Source organism: candidate division WOR-3 bacterium (genome assembly GCA_039802205.1).
Classification (GTDB): Bacteria; Hydrothermota; Tepidihabitantia; order SM23-42; family JAOAFX01; genus JAOAFX01.
The window spans coordinates 45,906-62,902 of record JBDRWD010000010.1; the positions used below are offsets into that span (position 1 = coordinate 45,906).

The window sequence follows — 16,997 nt, forward strand, 5'->3', positions numbered from 1 at the left end:
TTGATGAAAAATCAATAAAAAATTTTGTCCATTTCTTGACAGATGGTAAAATTTCGATAATATTCTTTTTTGTGGAATCACTACGTGAACTTTTCCGAATTGGTAAGGGCCCCTCGAGCAGTCATACCATGGCACCGGCTTTAGCTGCGAGGATATTTAAAGAAAAAAATCCCGATGCACTCCATTACCGGGTAACCCTCTTTGGTAGCCTGGCTGCCACGGGCAAGGGACATCTTACCGAATCCGCAATTAAAGAAATTTTGCCCCAAGAAAAAACTACGATTTTTTTTCAAAAAAATAAGTTTTTAAAAGTCCATCCTAATGCCATGCTTTTTGAAGCTACCAGGAAGCGGGGTAAAAAAGTGAAATGGCTTGTATTTTCAGTGGGCGGCGGAGCGATTAAAGATTTAAAAAATATCAATCGCGATAAAAAGGTTTACCCCCACCGAAGTTTCAAAGAGATAAGTGCTTATTGTTTGAATAAAGGTATGACTCTTTACGAATATGTTTATCACTTTGAGAAAAAAGATATTAAGAAATATTTGCGGATAATGTGGGAGACAATGGAGAAAACGATTGAAAGAGGTTTGAAAACCGAAGGGGTTTTACCAGGACCATTGAAATTGGAACGACGGGCGAGTTCAATGTATATTAAATCTTGCAATAGCCGAGGGTTAATGGAGCGAATCAGTCGGGTCTTTGCCTATGCCCTGGCAGTGGCTGAGGAAAATGCCGCAGGCGGGGTTGTGGTAACCGCACCTACCTGTGGTTCAAGTGGCGTCCTGCCAGCAGTCCTGAAACATCTAAAAGAAAGCTATCGGTTGAGTGAGGAAAAGATAATAAATGCCTTGGCAATAAGCGGCATTTTTGGTAATCTTATAAAACACAATGCCTCAATTTCCGGTGCGGAGGTGGGATGTCAGGGCGAAATTGGGACTGCTTGTGCAATGGCTGCAGCCGCTGCCACCTATCTATTGGGTGGCAGCATCAACCAGATGGAATATGCTGCAGAGATGGGTTTAGAACACCATCTCGGTCTTACCTGTGACCCGGTTGCGGGAATGGTCCAGGTTCCCTGTATTGAGCGGAATGCAATGGCTGCAGAAAGGGCACTTGATTGTGCGGTCTATGCCCTCCAGACCGACGGGACTCATAAAATTTCCTTTGATGAGGTTGTTCGGATAATGAAGCAGACTGGGCAGGATATGAAAGTCCAATATCGGGAAACATCTGGCGGGGGACTGGCTACGCTCATCAGGGAATGAATAAAAGTAATTTTTATATCCTCTTTAAGACTTAAGTCTAAAACAGTTGACTTATTTTCTATTTTAAATATAATTACTGGATATTATGCTTCAAGGAACAAACGATACCCGATATGCCTTCGTCACCGGGTTAATCCGTGCCCGCGAGGCAAGGCTTTTAAAAAAGAGCCATTTTGACCGGCTCATTGAGGCCGAAATTGGCAATTTTAAAGCGATACTCAGCGATACCCCTTATGCGGCGGGCGAGGAATTTCTTGAGACACTGAGTACGGCAGAGAAGTTGGAACGGTTTTTTTTCGAAAAATACTGTCTTCATGAAGAGATAAAAGAGATCATTCTTTTACCCCATGCTATTCACAATCTCAAGGTGAGATTAAAGAAAGGACCAGAAAGATTATTATCCCCAGTTAACCTTTTCTGGCTGGAATCTTCCGAGGAGATTTTGGCAATCATCAACGACTATCTAACTCATAAAAATAGTTTTTTGCTATCTGCGAAATTAGACAGGTTCTATTGTGAAAGAATTTGGAAATCTGCCTGCATCTCAGAGTTTTTCACCGAATACTTTAAACTCTTTTTTGACCTCGAAAATATCAGGAGTTTCTTTCGGGCACGACAATTTGAAAATCCTTTAGAGTTGTTCAAAGAGGTTTATATACCTTATGGAACGATTCCGGAGAGGGTGTTTGTTGAGCATCTCTCAAAAGACTTCACGGTGGTCGTACGTGTCTTTCGCAATACCCCCTATGATCGAATCATTGAACAAGGGGGAGGTTATCTTGAGACGGATGGTTCGTTTTTGAGACTGGAAAGACTAATCGACGAAATGAGATTGCAATTTCTAAAAACAGCCCGGTATTATACTTTCGGTATTGAGCCTTTATTCGGTTATTACAATTTCAAATTGAATGAAATTAGGCTATTGCGTCAGGTCTACATGGGGAAATTATACAATATCCCTACGGCTCAGCTAAGAGAGAGCCTTCCCGATGTCTGGTAGTCTGGCTATCTTGGGCAGAAGACAGGAGGTTTTGCCTTTTCTCGCAACTGGTGCTATAGTCTGCATTGTGGAAAAGGGTGAAGCCGAAAAGAAAATCTATGAATTGGTAAACCAGGGGGTACGGGTGATATTTTTTGCTGAAGATTTTACCGAAGAATTAAAGGATGTGCTTCGTCAATATCAGACCCAAGCATTTCCATGCCTCATTCCTTTCGCTACCGGTGCCGCGAAAAAGCGCATCGCGATTGAACGGCTCCGGGGAATAATTAAAAAGGCAGTGGGTGCGGATATTTTCCTGGAGGAAAAATGAGACAGGGTGAGATTGTCAAAGTTTCGGGACCCCTTGTGATCGCCCGGAATGTCAAAGGTGCCCGGATGTATGATGTGGTGCGGGTGAGCAATGAAGGACTCATCGGTGAAATAATCGGTCTTGATGGTGACCGGGCATCAATCCAAGTCTATGAAGATACCTCTGGTATTGGACCGGGTGATCCGGTATTTTTAACCGATCAACCTTTATTTGTAGAATTAGGACCCGGACTTATTGAGAATATCTACGACGGTATTCAGCGCCCTTTGAATTTGATAAAAGAAAAGACAGGTCCGAATATCACCCGGGGTATTGAGGTTCCAGCATTAGACCGGGAAAGATTATGGGAATTTGAGCCCCTCGTAAAATCCGGGGTTAGAGTTTATCCAGGAGATATCATCGGGCAGGTGCGCGAAAGTGTGCTTGTCCTTCACAAGATAATGATTCCGCCCAATGTTTCTGGCGTATTGAAAGAGATACGGGGCGGAAAGTTCAAGGTCACGGATATCATCTATGTGGTGGAAACCGAGGAAGGGCTTAAAGAATTCAATATGATTCAACGCTGGCCTGTGCGTGTGCCCCGACCTTATGAGAAAAGGTTACCACCGACCACCATCTTGAGTACCGGGCAGAGGGTGATTGATACCTTCTTTCCTATTGCTCGGGGAGGCACTGCCTGCTGTCCAGGACCTTTTGGTTCCGGCAAAACGGTGATTCAACACCAACTTGCGAAATGGGCTGACGCCGAAATAATCGTCTATGTGGGCTGCGGAGAACGGGGTAATGAGATGACCGATGTGCTAATTGAATTTCCGGAATTAAAGGACCCCAAAAGTGGTGAACCACTTATGAAACGTACTGTGCTCGTTGCTAATACCTCCAATATGCCGGTAGCAGCCCGAGAGGCTTCGGTTTACACGGGAATAACGATTGCGGAATATTACCGCGATATGGGATACTCGGTTGCCTTGATGGCGGATTCCACCTCGAGATGGGCTGAAGCGATGCGCGAAATATCCGGTAGGCTTGAGGAGATGCCAGGCGAGGAAGGCTATCCGGCATACTTGGGAGCAAAGATAAGCTCTTTCTATGAACGGGCGGGCAGGGTAAAACCCTTAGGGAATCCTGAACGGGAAGGTGCTTTAAGTGTCATCGGCGCAGTTTCTCCGCCCGGTGGCGACCTGGCAGACCCGGTTGTTCAAGCAACACTGCGGGTGGTAAAGGTATTCTGGAGCCTTGAAGATCGTCTGGCTTATCAGCGCCATTTTCCGGCGATCAGTTGGTTGAATTCTTATTCACTTTATATTGACAGCGTCAGCGACGATCTCGATTCAATTGCCCCGGGTTTTACGGCGCTATCAAAAGAAGCGATGAAGATTCTTGAAGAGGAGGCTGAATTACAGGAGATAGTCCGGCTGGTAGGAGTAGATGCGTTATCGCCGCAAGACCGTTTGCTTCTGGAAGGCGCTCGCTCCATCCGCGAGGATTTTCTCCATCAGAATGCCTTTCATGAGATTGATACATATACCTCTTTACTAAAACAGTATAAAATGCTCGACCTTTGTCTCTTCTTTTATAACCAGGCACAGGAGGCATTGAATAGTGGAGTTCCTTTTACTGAAATTGTTCAAATGCCGGTCCGGGAGAAGATTGCCCGGGCAAAATACATTGAAGAAAAAAATCTGTCCCAGATTGATGAGATAAAGGCAGAAATAATAAAAGATTTCAAAGAACTGTTGAACAAACAATCCGCAGGAGCTTTAAGATGATAAAGGAATACACAAGCATCGCCAATGTCAGTGGTCCACTCCTTTTAGTGGAAGGGACCCAGGGCGTAAAATACGAAGAACTCGTTGAGATTTATACCCCACATGGAGAAAGGAAAAGGGGGCGAGTACTGGAGGTAGATGGAGACAAGGCACTCGTTCAGATATTTGAAGGCTCTTCAGGAATTGATGTGGCAAATTGTCGAGTCCGGTTCTTGGCGCGCACACTGAAGATTGGGGTATCATCAAAAATGCTGGGCAGGATTTTTGATGGTCTGGGCCGGCCGATCGATGAGGGTCCGGAGATCGTGCCCGAAGCGCTTCTGGATATCAATGGTGCACCGATAAATCCTACTGCCCGGGACTATCCCAATGAGTTTATTCAGACCGGTATTTCGGCAATCGATGGTATAAATACCTTGGTGCGCGGTCAGAAACTACCGATTTTTTCCGGCTCGGGATTACCACATAACCGTCTTGCTGCCCAGATTGTGAGACAGGCTACGGTCTTACAGGAAGGACAGGAATTTGCAATCGTCTTCGGTGCCATGGGCATTACTTTTGAAGAAGCAAATTTTTTCATTGAAAATTTTACCACCACCGGGGCATTGGAAAAAGTAGTATTATTTTTAAACCTTTCCGATGATCCGGCGATCGAACGAGTTTCAACACCGCGGGTCGTGCTTACCGTCGCCGAATATTTAGCATTCACCAAAGGTTATCACATTCTGGTCATTCTCACGGACATGACCAATTATGCTGAGGCACTTAGAGAGATTTCAGCGGCGCGCAAGGAGATTCCGGGTCGGCGCGGTTACCCAGGCTATCTTTACACCGATTTGGCTACGATTTATGAGCGTTCCGGGAGAATAAAAGGGAAGCAAGGTTCCATTACACTTATTCCCATCCTCACCATGCCCGAGGATGACAAGACCCATCCAATCCCTGACTTAACCGGCTATATAACCGAGGGACAGATAATCCTCTCCCGTGCCTTATACCGTAAAAAAATTCTACCGCCGGTGGATGTCATGCAGTCATTATCACGCCTAAAAGATAAAGGGATTGGCAAAGGTAAGACCCGCGAAGACCATGCTGACTTATTTAATCAACTGATTGCCTGTTATTCCCGAGGCAAGGAAGCCCAGGAACTGGCGATCATCCTCGGTGAGGCGGCACTTTCCGACCTTGATAAAATCTATTTAAAGTTTGCTACTGTTTTCGAACAACGGTATATAAATCAGGGTGAGTATGAGAATCGTTCAATTGAGCAGACATTGAATTTAGGCTGGGAGCTATTAAGACTGGTGCCCCGGAGTGAGATGAAACGGGTGCGTGAGGAATATTTGAGGAAATACTATGACAATCCTGATATTCACGCATAAGGATTAAAATGCGCCTGGATATACCACCAACCCGGATGCAACTGCTCAGACTCAAACGGCGTAATATCATTGCCCGGCGCGGGCATAAATTATTAAAAGATAAACAGGATGAACTGGTGCGAAAAGTAATGGAACTGGTAAAACAGATTCAGGTCTTGCGATTGCAGATAGAAGAAGAGCTTAACAGAGCCTATAGCTTTTTCTATTTTGCATCCAGCAAGCAGGCACCAGATGTTACTGAAGAAGCCCTTCTGGGTTCAGATAAAAAGATTGAAATTGAATACTATGAAGAGCGGATATTCAATGTGCGCATTCCGAGGTTTATAAAAAAAATTTCGGGGACGATGCTCAGTTATGGATTTTTGAATACCTCGGGTGACCTGGATCAGGCATTAAGGAAGATTGACCTTTTGCTGGAGGGTTTATTGAAGATTGCCGAACTGGAAAAGGCACTGGAAATTCTATCCATTGAAATTGAGAAAACGCGACGTCGGGTGAATGCCTTGGAATTTATTCTTATTCCTGCCATTGAAGAGACGATTAAATACATAAATTTAAAGTTATCCGAAATTGAAAGGTCGGATTTAACTCGGTTAATGAGGGTGAAAGAAATTTTAGGCAAAAGGTAGGCAATATGGATCTAATTGAAGAAATTAAAAAGGCTGAGATAGAAGGTGAGAATATAAAGCAAGAAGCTGAAAGGCAGGGAATTGAGGAGCTGCAAAAAGCGAAAGAGGAATTAGAGAGAAGGCTGGAAGAGATCAATAAGAAAAGAGTTATATTATTACAGGCGAGCAAAGATGAAGCCAGGCAGATCATCGAAGCACAAAAAAAGTTGCTTGATAAAGAATATGAGCAACTGCGGCGGGATTTAAAAGAAAAATTTCAAGAGAACAAAGAAAAAGCAATAGAGGAAGTTCAGAAACTGATACTAAAATGGCCGTCGTCCCGTTAGAAAAGATAGTAATCGTCGTCCACAAAAGTATAAAAGATCAGTTTATCGACCGACTCCACAAACTCAGGATAATTCATATTACCGAGTCAAAAGAGGCTCCGGTTTATGCCCCGGAGGACCTGGAAAAAATAAAAGAAGCGATTACCCAGATTTCAACCTATCAAAAAAAAGGGGTTTTAGACAATTTTGTGCCACCACGTATTCCTTTGCGTTTAGAGGATTTTGAACAACTCACTAAAAGGTATGACTTCCGACACACCACCGCAGAGCTTGAAAAGATAAAAAAAGAACGTGAGGAGTTGCGCAATGAATTGCAGAATTTGCGCAACATGATTTCCCTCCTGACACCTTTTCAGCCTTTATCATATAAGTTAAACGAACTAAAAAGTTTTAAACAGATTGAGACCATCCCTGTCCAGATTAAATCTGAAGATACCTTCAAAAAGATTGAGGAATTGATTGCTGAAATATCCTTTTCTTTTGAGACTATCAATCGAGTGGGGACAAAGATTTTTGGCACTTTCTTTGTATCCAAAGAAGATCTCCAGAGATTTAAAGGTAAACTTCTGGAACTCGGATGCGAAATCATTGAACTGCCGGATGTCCCCAAAACCCCAGCAGAGCTGATTGCGGCATGGAGTGAGGAGATTGAGCGGATTAATTTACGAATCTCGGAATTAGACCGTCGAGAAGCTGAACTGGCTCAAGAGATTATGAATTTGAAGATTGTCTATGATTGGTTAGAAAATGAATTCAGAAAGCATGGAGTGGCAGCCGCATTGCCGGAAACATCCCAGACCGTGAATATCATTGGCTGGGTTAAAAAGAAAGACCTTGACAAAATCGAAAAACTTGTTGGCGAATTTAAATTTGCTGGTTATCAAAAAATTTCTCCCGACACCGAAGAGAAACCACCGGTGGCAATTGAAAACCCCTGGTGGAGTACACCTTATGAGATGTTGATTAGACTCTATAGTATGCCCGAGCAGAAAGAATATGATCCAACACCATTCATTGCCGTATTTTTCCCGCTCTTTTTTGCCCTTTGCCTGACCGATGCTATCTATGGGATATTTCTTGCTCTATTCTCTTTATACCTTATGCGGCGGGTGCCGGGTGATAAGAGTCTTTTATGGATTTTATTTGTAGGGGGTATTATCACCATCTTTACCGGGAGTATGGTTGGAGGCTGGGCTGGTAATCTCTTTGATTTGATTGGTATTCCATTTTTTAAAAACTTTAAAAAATTGATGCTCTTTGATCCACTTACCAATCCGATGCCCTTTTTTTATCTCTCTTTGAGTATCGGATATATCCATGTTTTACTGGGAGTAATGATTGAAGTCTTTGATGACCTTCGAAACAAAGAGTACGCTCGGGCGATATTTGAAAATCTTACCTGGGTAGTATTGATTGTGTGCATTCCGCTTTATTTTACAATTCTCAAATCACCGATCCTTAAGGTTTTAATACTTCTTGCCGTTACCGGGATCATCCTCTATTCCAATCGCTCCGGTAATCCACCTTTGATTGATCAGCTCTTATGGACACTGTTTGTCTTATTTTTGCTCGGCACATTGATGAAGCTCTTCCCACCGTTTTTCAAGTATCTCGCTGGAGCTTTATTGGTCGTGAATATTTTCCGGATTAAAAAGGGAAAGAAAGTATTAATCCGGATGGCATGGGGTCTTTACACACTCTATGGCATAACTTCATTTGTCAGCAATATTCTTTCCTATATCCGATTGATGGCATTGGGTATGGTTACCGGTGGCATCGCAATTACGGTGAATATGATCGCCTGGATGCTCTTAAAGGTTCCTGTGATTGGTATTTTTCTAACGATAATCGTGTTGATCGGTGGGCATAGTTTCAATATTTTAATCAATGCATTAGGTGGGTTTATTCACACTATGCGTCTCCACTATATCGAATTTTTTGGACGTTTTTACACCGGTGGTGGAAAACTCTTTCGGCCATTTGGTCTGGAGACAAGATATGTGGAGATAAAATAAAAATAGGAGGAATTATGACCGATCCATTAGGTTTAGCAATTGCCATTGCCGGGGGTGCCCTAGCCGCAATTCTTGCGGGCATTGGTTCCGCAATTGGCATAGGTTACACCGCTCAGGCTGCCAATGGTGTCCTGAGTGAGGATCCGGATAAGTTCGGGCAATTATTAATCTTGGTGGCACTGCCCGGAACTCAGGGATTTTATGGATTCTTAGGTGCATTCTTATTGCTGACCAAGATAGGTCTTCTGGGTGGCACGGTTCCGGCAATCTCATTGTGGCAGGGTTTACAATTGTTCTTTGCGTGCATGCCTGTAGCCCTGGCTGGTCTGGTTTCCGCAATCTGGCAGGGTAAAGTTTGCACTGCGGGTGTAGAGATGGTAGCAAAGAGACCTCAAGAATCGGCAAAGGCAGTAATTTATGGAATTCTGGTAGAAATCTATGCAGTGTTGGGTTTGATTGTTACGATTCTGAGTCTGATGGGAATGAAACTCTAAATATGAAAAGCGTTGTAGAAAAAATTTTAAGCGATGCCCGAAAAGAAGCCGAGAAGATAAGAGAACATTATGCGGCGGAAATTGAAAAATTGAAAAAAGAGTATCAAGAAAAGATTGCCTGGGCAGAGAAAAGCTTGCATACCGAGATTGAAAAGAAAAAACAGGAAGAGGTATTAAGGGCACTAGCGCAATTAAAATTGGAATACAATAAGAAAATTACGGCAGAGATGCAGACTTACATCGATGAGGTACTCCAATCTGCTTTGAAAAAATTGTCTGAGCATAAAAGTTATCTTGATTTTCTCAAGCAACTAATAAAAAAGAGCGGAGAAAAAGAAGGTGAGTTATACCTGTCATCCGATGATATTAAGCGCTACCGACCTCAACTGGAGAAGTTTTTGAAACAGGAAAATTGTAACTTCGTGATTAAAGAGGATAAAATGCATGGTGGAGTCATAATCAAGAAAGGCAACATAACATTTCTCGGTTCAGTAGACGTAATTATTGAAATTATGCGCGATGAACTGAAGAATTTGATTGCCCGGGCGCTGGAATACATATAATACTGATAGCCACATAAAAATTGCGTCGTTCTTTAATTTGACACCTTTTTCAATAAATCAAAGGCTGGGCTTGGGGCGATTTGCCCTCATCTGGTAAGGCTTTAGCCTTACAGAAAAATATAAACATGCATTTATCCTATGATTTTTTATGACCGGTAGATAAAATATCCAGCAGATTTTTCGCTTCTTCTGCATCCGGGATAATCTTTAAGACCTTTTGCAAAATTTTTCGTGCGTCAGTTTTATTGCTGTGTTCAAGGCAGCTCTTAGCAAAATTTATTGCCTCGGTCTCAAACTGACTCAAAATTCTAAATCTCATATCCACGGACCAGTTATCAAAATTCTTCTTAAACGGCTCACCCCGAAACAACTTAAATGCCCTTAGATATTCTTTTCTTGCGAAACTCCATTCCCCTGCCCGCTGTAGTGCCTTTGCCCGGGTAAGGGTTGAACAAAAGTCACTGTAATCAGTGGCAATATAAAATCCTTTGTTTACCAGCATTTTTGAATTGTAGTATGATTGTATCATCAACAAATGTCCTGGCATCATTAACTTCTTCTTAATATCAACAAGCATGTGAGAAAATCTATCTTCTGGCGTTTTGCTTTTATGCCAGAAGTTATTATAAATTTCAGTAACAGAAACACTCTTTTCAGGTTCAGATGCATTAAGACCGAGATAAATTAAAAATGCTGATTCTTTAGTAGTTAATTTAATTCGTAAGTATTCTTGGTTTTTATAAACAACTGGTTCTCCTAAAATTTTTATATAATAAACCGGGGTTTCTGGGTTAAATAAAGGCATTTGCAAGAAACAACGGGGGATTTCGGGGTTTTTACCTTTTTTCAACATTTCATGAACTGGTTCTGGAATATACAAAAAAAGGCGATGGAGAAATCCACGGATGCCATATTTTTTTGCATAATTTTGTAATTTTCGGTAATCACTGGTTTTTTTACTTGCTTTCGCCCATTTGAGTAAATATACCAAATAGATAGTAGGTAATTTAGCCGCCGGTAAATGCAAATTTTCGGGATTTATCAGATGCTCCATTATTTTCGCTTCTCTTTTTAATTTGTATTTTTTTATAAGCCTTAGATAGTTGCTTAACAAGTTTTTTGCTCCTTCTTTTTCGCCGATCAGACAATTAATTGCTCCGTAACAGCAAATTGTTGTAAATATTGTATTACGAAACTGCTCGCGCTCAGATTTTTCAAGAGTTTTTTGTAGATAATAAAGGGCCTTTTCAATCCTTCCCAGGCCAAGATAGGCAAGTGCCTGGGTAAGAGCATACGAAGCAAAATATTTATTTTTAAACTCTATCTTTGCCATATTGAGATATTTTATTGCCTCGCGATGTCGACCATCAATGGTGAGGGACAAGCCAATTTTAAAATAAAGGCGATTTTTTGTTTCTTCATCTTTTGTCATTTCCAGTGCCTTAAATTGATATCTCAAGGCGGAATTATAATCGCTCATGAATGTCATCAAATCACCGTAGGATTCATAAAAAGCGGCGTAAGGAAGGCGTCTTAAGAGCCGTAAGGCTTTTTCTACCAATCTCTTTGCTCTCTCTAACTCCATAAGTTCTATCCTGGCAGTCGCTTCAAGGAAGGTCAACTGAAAGTTTAAGATTGGATCACGCAGTCTACCTTTCAATCCTTTCAAATGGTCATTGAGTGCAATCTCCTTTTCTGGAGTGCGCATCCAGTGCAGGGCAAGAATTTCGGAGAGCCCGGCAATGATTGCCGAATAATACAATTTTTTCCTTTCAAATTGCCGACGCAATCGGTGAATCTTTTTATAAAACTCCGGTGTAGGAATTTTTAGGAATTGATTGTACAATTTGTCAAACCTTCTTCTTAAGGAAAGCAAATTCTCGGGAATCTGTTCAAGGATGTAATCGTAGTGGGCAGGGTAGCCAGGGAGGGCGTTTACAATCCTCGCAGCTTTTTTTAAATTTTCTTGGGAGGACTCGCTATTCAAAAGATGTCGCACATATTCAAGACAATTTTTTGTCTCAGGAGTTTCTCGAACAAAAAATGAGAATGGGTCATCAACGAGTCTTTTGACAAACCCATATCTGTTCCAGATATCATATATGCCCTTTATGGAGATGCGAATTCCTTTTTTCTGTAAGTTTCGCTGTGCTTGGTTTAGCGTTATTTGCGGATTATTTTCTTTTAACAGCATAACTGTTTTTTCCACTTCCGGGGGCATGCGATTCCAGGGACGATGATATAGAATTTTGTTTTCATTAAATTTTTTTATCCATCGGCTCAATGTCGCATAATGAATTTTATATCTTGTTGCCACATTTTTAAGATTTTTTTCTCTCTGATATTCTTCAATTGCCTTCAGTTTTGTTGTAAGTTCTATCCTCATTTGCAATCCGCGGAAAAATGATAACAAAAATTTAGTAATTTGTCAATAGTTGTTTTTGGGGCTAAAAGTATTGAAATTTTATGCAATTTTTGAGATTAAATATTATTATTTGCGCCATCTTTCATATTATACTAATAGCGCAAAGGAGGTGTCATGTTTTTAGTCTTAAGTCTTATTGCAGTTCTGGTGCCGCCTTCGGTTCGGGGAAAAATGACGACCGAGCTCAATGAGCAAATCTTTAAGGCATCGCCGGATGGAATGGTTGAATGTATTGTGATAATGAAGGAGTCATATCCTTATGAAGCGATGGAGGCATATCCGATCAAAGAGCGGATAAGAACCTATCGTGAGATTGCTGAGCTCAGTCAGACTCCATTGATTCAGTGGTTATCAGGCAGGACCGATGCCAAGGTTCATCAGCGTTTCTGGGTGATAAATGGTTTCCATCTTGAAGCGAAACCAGAGGTTATTATTGAGATTGCCAAGCGTCCAGATGTGGGCTGGATTTCGCATAATGGAGAAGTTCACATTGTTGATGGAGATTATATGCCAGCGATCGCCTCAAGAGCAACCCCGTGGGGTATCAGAAAGATCAAAGCGGATTCCTGCTGGGCTGCTGGTTTTACCGGACAGGGTATAATTCTTGGTGAGACCGATACTGGTGTTGAATATACCCATCCGGCATTACAGGGTAAGTGGTCAGGATATTGGAAGGTTGCTTCAGGTTTGCCACCTTCTTCAACACCTTATGATGACCATGGTCACGGCACCCATTGTATGGGTACGATTATGGGTGGTGATGGACCGGGTCCATTTTCAGAGGATATTGGTGTGGCATTCAATGCCAAATTTGTGGCAGCAAAGGTTTTGAATTCAAGTGGTTCTGGTTCGTATGCCCAGTGTGCTGAAGGTTTGCAGTTTATGGCGGATTTAAAGGATTCAGTTAATATAAAAGCAGTCTCCAATTCCTGGGGCGGGTCAAATCCTGCCGATACTTTCTTCTATCCAATAACCAGGACCTATATTTCTATCGGGATTGTTCCAGTCTTTGCAAATGGGAATTCCGGTCCTAATCCTGGAACAGTGGGTTGCCCGGGGAGCTATTCCAATGTCATTGGTGTCGGCGCAACTGATAGCACCGACGCAATCGCCAGTTTTTCAAGCCGTGGACCTGCCCCTAACCAGCCGCCATTCAATGACCCATCAACCTGGTTAAGAAATGACTGGAATTTAACAAAACCGCAAATCTCTGCGCCTGGTGTTTACATTCGTTCCTGTATACCAGGTGGCGGATATGAATACTGGCAGGGAACCTCAATGGCAACACCACATGTAACCGGGTCTATTGGTCTGATCTGTCAGAAAAATCCTACACTCTCTCCTTATGTGATTTATGACATACTCCTTGATAATGTTGATACACCTTCTCAGGGTGCACCTTATCCTAATAACAATTATGGCTGGGGAAGGCTCAATGTCTGGAAGGCAGTCCAGGCAACACCCACGGTAAATCAACCTTATATTTCAATATTAAGCACCCAGATCACCGACCCGCCACCAGGGGGAAATAATAATGGTCTTATTGAACCAGGTGAGACCGCGAGGATGGTTGTAAGTGTAAAAAATCTTGGCGGAGTGACAGCGAATAATACAACTGGAACTTTAAGGTCTTATGATAACTTTGTCACAATCAATAACGGATTCTATAACTTTGGCACAATTCCACCCCAAGGGACTGCATCAAATTCAAGTAATCCTTATACATTTACTGCGCACAACCTGACTCCTCAGGGTCATATCGCAAAGATCGGTTTGATCATCCATTCTGATGGACCACATGATTCCCTTGATTTTGATGATACAGTCTTTTATTCAATCCAGATTGGCACGCCGCCGCCTCCTTATGCGATATATGAAGATGATTTTGAATATGGTTCAGGATTGGATAGTTTTTTATATTACTGGGATAAGACTGGAAACTGGAATTGGGCAACGAATAATTACCACTCACCAACTCATTCTGCATATAGTGGCACGGTGAATGATAACATAATGATGCTCACTTTGAGAAATAGTGTCAACCTCACTCCGTTCACAAATCCAGTGCTGAAGTTCTGGCATAAATATCGGTTTGAACAGGGCATATTCTTGGATAGTGCGGTAGTCCATATCTCAACGAACGGTGGAACATCCTGGACGAGATTGTGGCGGTATAACTGGATGGATGGTGATACAATCCCCTGGCGTGAAGTGGAGATATCATTATCATCTTATATTAGCAACAATGTGAAGATTCGTTATGCAGTTGACGCCCGCACATTCTTTAATGATTATGCTGACTGGTGGATTGATGATTTTAGAATTCTTGTCCCGACTGATAACGAACCACCATATTTTACCAATACGACAAGATGGACTGATACTTCATTCACCGGACCGTTCCCGGTGCGCTCAACGATTACCGATGTCAGTGGTGTGGATTCTGCATATCTTTATTATCGGATAAATTCGGGTGCCTGGCAGAGACTTGTAATGACCCATCAGGGGAGTAATGTCTATCAGGCAACGATTCCGTCGCAGCCATTATATACAACTGTCCATTATTATCTCTGGGCTCGTGATAAGTGGATAAATCCAAATTCGGGCTGTGATCCAGTTGGTGCACCCCAGGATGGTTATTATTCATTCCAGATTCGTCCGGTTGGAACAGTGGAACAGAAGCCAAAAGGTTCACTGAAATTTGCCTTTTCGGTTTCAAATCCGGTCCGGGGGAATCTGCATATAAGATATTCGGTTCCTGAGCCGGTGCGGGTGGAATTTCTGGTTTATGATGTTATGGGTAGAAAGGTGCGGACATTGATTGATGAAGATGTAAAACCCGGTGAGTATGAGCTCATCTGGGATAGTAAGGATGATACCGGTCGTCAACTTGGTGCGGGCGTGTATTTTGTAAAGTTAGCTGCGGGTGGTTTTAATAAAGTAGAGAAGGTAGTAGTTCTGAGATAATGGAAGTTAGGTGAGGAAGTGGGTTAGGAAGTTGGATGTGGGAAGATGGGGATTAAAACACTATTTTCTTACTTCACATTTCCAAACTCACTTCTTCACCGAGTAACCTGTTTTATCCTGCTTCATTTTTTCTCCTGAACCCCCTTTCGGAGCCCGGGGGATGAGCCCCCATCCCCCGGGATGAGATATGGAACATATCTCTAATATTGGCCAAATATTAATCCACCTTGGAGTTATCACTGCAAACAGGTGAATGAGGCGCGCTGGGTGCAGATGAATAAGTATAGTGGAAAAAATAAACTCCTCGGTGAGATAATGATGGAGTTTGGGTATATTACACGGGATGACCTCCAGCGTGCCTTGAGTCTTCAACGCGATTTAAGGAGTATGAACTTCACAAAATAAATCTTAAACTTTTGTATCTTGACTCCAGTAGTATCAATGATATAATTAATTGGAGGAATAAATGAAAAGATTTTCAGGCAATTTCCCAATCCGCAATTCGCAATTCGCAATGTCTTTATCTTGTATCCTGCATCATGTATCCTGTATCATGCATCCAACGTCTTGTAAATCCGCAATGCCTTTTCTTGCTACTTTCTACTTGCTACTTGCTATTTTCACATACGCCCAATCCGGCTGGGGACCGGATACAAGGTTGGTCTTTATGCAGGGCGGCGGCTGGTATCCGAGGGCGGCATGTTGTGGAGACACAATTCACCTTGTTTGGTGGCAGCATTACGCACACGACGAAGTCTTCTACAAGCGGAGCACGGATGCTGGTCTAACCTGGGGTGAGGATGTGATGTTGAGTGTGGAGGATGACCGATCGTCAGTTCTTCCCTGGATTGCTGTAGACGGTAATTACTTACACGTAGTGTGGCAACAGTATGGTATAGGGATTTGTTATCGAAAAAGTACGGATGGTGGGAATTCCTGGCTTATGATAGATACTATTCCTAACGGTGGCTCAGGTAATCCGTCAATATGTGCCGTTGGAAGCAATGTATATGTTGTTGCATATCGCTCTGATGGGAAAGTAATATTTACAAAAAGTACTGATAATGGTACAACTTGGTTGCCTTCACAGAATATTGGCTTTAACTGTGCGACACGACCTCGTATAAAATATCTGGGAAATCAGTCAATACTTGTATTATCCTGCGAAAATACAACCACTACAGTAGAGATTTATTATAAAGAAAGTGCTGATGAGGGGCAGACATGGAGTGATAGTATATGTGTTTCAGAATATGGCTTCAACCATTCATTTAGTCAAACAATGACTACTGATGATTATGGTGGTGTTCATATTGATTGGTGCGATTACAAATATTCGCCCTATTCCTGGACTGGTGATATTTTTTATCGGACGAGCAGGGATAGTGGTAATACCTGGGAAGAGATTGATTCGCTCACGGTGATGCACAGAGCGGTTGCATCAGATATTCTTGCTGAAGGTAATAATCTCCATCTTGTCTGGGAGGATGACAGGAATGGATTTGATAATAATTTTGAGATTTATTATCGGATGAGCACGGATTTGGGCAGGACCTGGGGTCCTGAGGAAAGGCTTACCAATGCCCCATATCATTCCTATTGTCCTTCTTTAGCCTGTGGGGGTGGGTATTTGCATCTATTCTGGCAGGACAGGAGGGAGTATGGGAATAATGGTCCAAGTGCGCCGATTTACTACAAACGAAAAGACCTTAGCGTAGGCATTAAGGAAAATGTTCTCTCAAGTTGCTCATCTTCAAGTTTATTCTTGAATTGCCCGGCGATATTGGCTGAGAAGACCTTGATTTGTTATGATTTAGGCAAAAACAAAAATGGTGAAATAAATTTAATAGAT

Annotated in this window: 14 protein-coding genes; 13 read left to right on the forward strand and 1 reads right to left on the reverse strand. The window is 42.3% G+C overall.

All coding sequences use genetic code 11. From position 1 onward, the window contains the following. The first annotated feature begins 71 nt into the window (after positions 1–71). The 10 genes from ABIL39_03660 (at position 72) to ABIL39_03705 (ending at position 9,753) form a co-directional block, all read left to right on the forward strand. The gene (locus tag ABIL39_03660; GenBank protein MEO0165217.1) at positions 72–1,265 is read left to right on the forward strand and encodes an L-serine ammonia-lyase; all 1,194 of its coding nucleotides are present in this window, start codon (positions 72–74) and stop codon (positions 1,263–1,265) included. Between the two features lie 85 nt (positions 1,266–1,350). Then, the gene (locus tag ABIL39_03665) at positions 1,351–2,265 is read left to right on the forward strand and encodes a V-type ATPase subunit (GenBank protein MEO0165218.1); all 915 of its coding nucleotides are present in this window, start codon (positions 1,351–1,353) and stop codon (positions 2,263–2,265) included. Continuing rightward, complete coding sequence (locus ABIL39_03670) at positions 2,255–2,575, forward strand: V-type ATP synthase subunit F (protein ID MEO0165219.1); 321 nt, start codon at positions 2,255–2,257, stop codon at positions 2,573–2,575. The genes ABIL39_03665 and ABIL39_03670 overlap by 11 nt, the downstream gene beginning before the upstream one ends. After that, positions 2,572–4,344 (forward strand): V-type ATP synthase subunit A, encoded by a 1,773-nt coding sequence (locus ABIL39_03675; GenBank protein MEO0165220.1) that lies wholly within the window; start codon positions 2,572–2,574, stop codon positions 4,342–4,344. The genes ABIL39_03670 and ABIL39_03675 overlap by 4 nt, the downstream gene beginning before the upstream one ends. After that, positions 4,341–5,726, forward strand: a complete 1,386-nt coding sequence (locus tag ABIL39_03680) for a V-type ATP synthase subunit B (GenBank protein MEO0165221.1) — start codon at positions 4,341–4,343, stop codon at positions 5,724–5,726. The genes ABIL39_03675 and ABIL39_03680 overlap by 4 nt, the downstream gene beginning before the upstream one ends. Before the next feature lie 8 nt (positions 5,727–5,734). Beyond that, positions 5,735–6,355 (forward strand): V-type ATP synthase subunit D, encoded by a 621-nt coding sequence (locus ABIL39_03685; protein ID MEO0165222.1) that lies wholly within the window; start codon positions 5,735–5,737, stop codon positions 6,353–6,355. Between the two features lie 5 nt (positions 6,356–6,360). Continuing rightward, the gene (locus ABIL39_03690; protein MEO0165223.1) at positions 6,361–6,681 is read left to right on the forward strand and encodes a hypothetical protein; all 321 of its coding nucleotides are present in this window, start codon (positions 6,361–6,363) and stop codon (positions 6,679–6,681) included. After that, complete coding sequence (locus tag ABIL39_03695) at positions 6,663–8,696, forward strand: V-type ATP synthase subunit I (GenBank protein MEO0165224.1); 2,034 nt, start codon at positions 6,663–6,665, stop codon at positions 8,694–8,696. Before ABIL39_03690 ends, ABIL39_03695 begins: the two co-directional genes overlap by 19 nt. Before the next feature lie 14 nt (positions 8,697–8,710). After that, positions 8,711–9,190, forward strand: coding sequence for a V-type ATP synthase subunit K (locus ABIL39_03700; GenBank protein MEO0165225.1), 480 nt, complete (start codon positions 8,711–8,713; stop codon positions 9,188–9,190). A gap of 2 nt (positions 9,191–9,192) precedes the next feature. Further along, a complete protein-coding gene (locus ABIL39_03705) occupies positions 9,193–9,753 on the forward strand; it encodes a hypothetical protein (GenBank protein MEO0165226.1) in 561 nt (186 codons plus the stop codon). Positions 9,754–9,889: 136 nt separating this feature from the next. Here the strand turns inward: ABIL39_03705 and ABIL39_03710 are convergent, their stop codons facing one another. Then, positions 9,890–12,139, reverse strand: coding sequence for a helix-turn-helix domain-containing protein (locus ABIL39_03710; protein MEO0165227.1), 2,250 nt, complete (start codon positions 12,137–12,139; stop codon positions 9,890–9,892). A gap of 153 nt (positions 12,140–12,292) precedes the next feature. On the opposite strand from ABIL39_03710, the gene ABIL39_03715 reads away from it, so the two are divergent. From ABIL39_03715 to ABIL39_03725, 3 genes are all read left to right on the forward strand, one after another. Next, the gene (locus ABIL39_03715) at positions 12,293–15,145 is read left to right on the forward strand and encodes a S8 family serine peptidase (protein ID MEO0165228.1); all 2,853 of its coding nucleotides are present in this window, start codon (positions 12,293–12,295) and stop codon (positions 15,143–15,145) included. A 273-nt stretch (positions 15,146–15,418) separates the two neighbouring features. Then, positions 15,419–15,550: a hypothetical protein gene (locus ABIL39_03720; GenBank protein ID MEO0165229.1), complete on the forward strand. Its 132-nt coding sequence runs from the start codon at positions 15,419–15,421 to the stop codon at positions 15,548–15,550. 61 nt (positions 15,551–15,611) lie between these two features. After that, a partial coding sequence (locus ABIL39_03725; GenBank protein ID MEO0165230.1) for a sialidase family protein occupies positions 15,612–16,997 on the forward strand: 1,386 nt, incomplete at its 3' end.

Coding starts and splice junctions, on each gene's coding strand:
- ABIL39_03665 (MEO0165218.1), top strand. CDS start 1,351: ATGCTTCAAGGAACAAACGATACCCGATATGCCTTCGTCACCGGGTTA.
- ABIL39_03670 (MEO0165219.1), top strand. CDS start 2,255: ATGTCTGGTAGTCTGGCTATCTTGGGCAGAAGACAGGAGGTTTTGCCT.
- ABIL39_03675 (MEO0165220.1), top strand. CDS start 2,572: ATGAGACAGGGTGAGATTGTCAAAGTTTCGGGACCCCTTGTGATCGCC.
- ABIL39_03680 (MEO0165221.1), top strand. CDS start 4,341: ATGATAAAGGAATACACAAGCATCGCCAATGTCAGTGGTCCACTCCTT.
- ABIL39_03685 (MEO0165222.1), top strand. CDS start 5,735: ATGCGCCTGGATATACCACCAACCCGGATGCAACTGCTCAGACTCAAA.
- ABIL39_03690 (MEO0165223.1), top strand. CDS start 6,361: ATGGATCTAATTGAAGAAATTAAAAAGGCTGAGATAGAAGGTGAGAAT.
- ABIL39_03695 (MEO0165224.1), top strand. CDS start 6,663: ATGGCCGTCGTCCCGTTAGAAAAGATAGTAATCGTCGTCCACAAAAGT.
- ABIL39_03700 (MEO0165225.1), top strand. CDS start 8,711: ATGACCGATCCATTAGGTTTAGCAATTGCCATTGCCGGGGGTGCCCTA.
- ABIL39_03705 (MEO0165226.1), top strand. CDS start 9,193: ATGAAAAGCGTTGTAGAAAAAATTTTAAGCGATGCCCGAAAAGAAGCC.
- ABIL39_03710 (MEO0165227.1), bottom strand. CDS start 12,139: ATGAGGATAGAACTTACAACAAAACTGAAGGCAATTGAAGAATATCAG.
- ABIL39_03715 (MEO0165228.1), top strand. CDS start 12,293: ATGTTTTTAGTCTTAAGTCTTATTGCAGTTCTGGTGCCGCCTTCGGTT.
- ABIL39_03720 (MEO0165229.1), top strand. CDS start 15,419: ATGAATAAGTATAGTGGAAAAAATAAACTCCTCGGTGAGATAATGATG.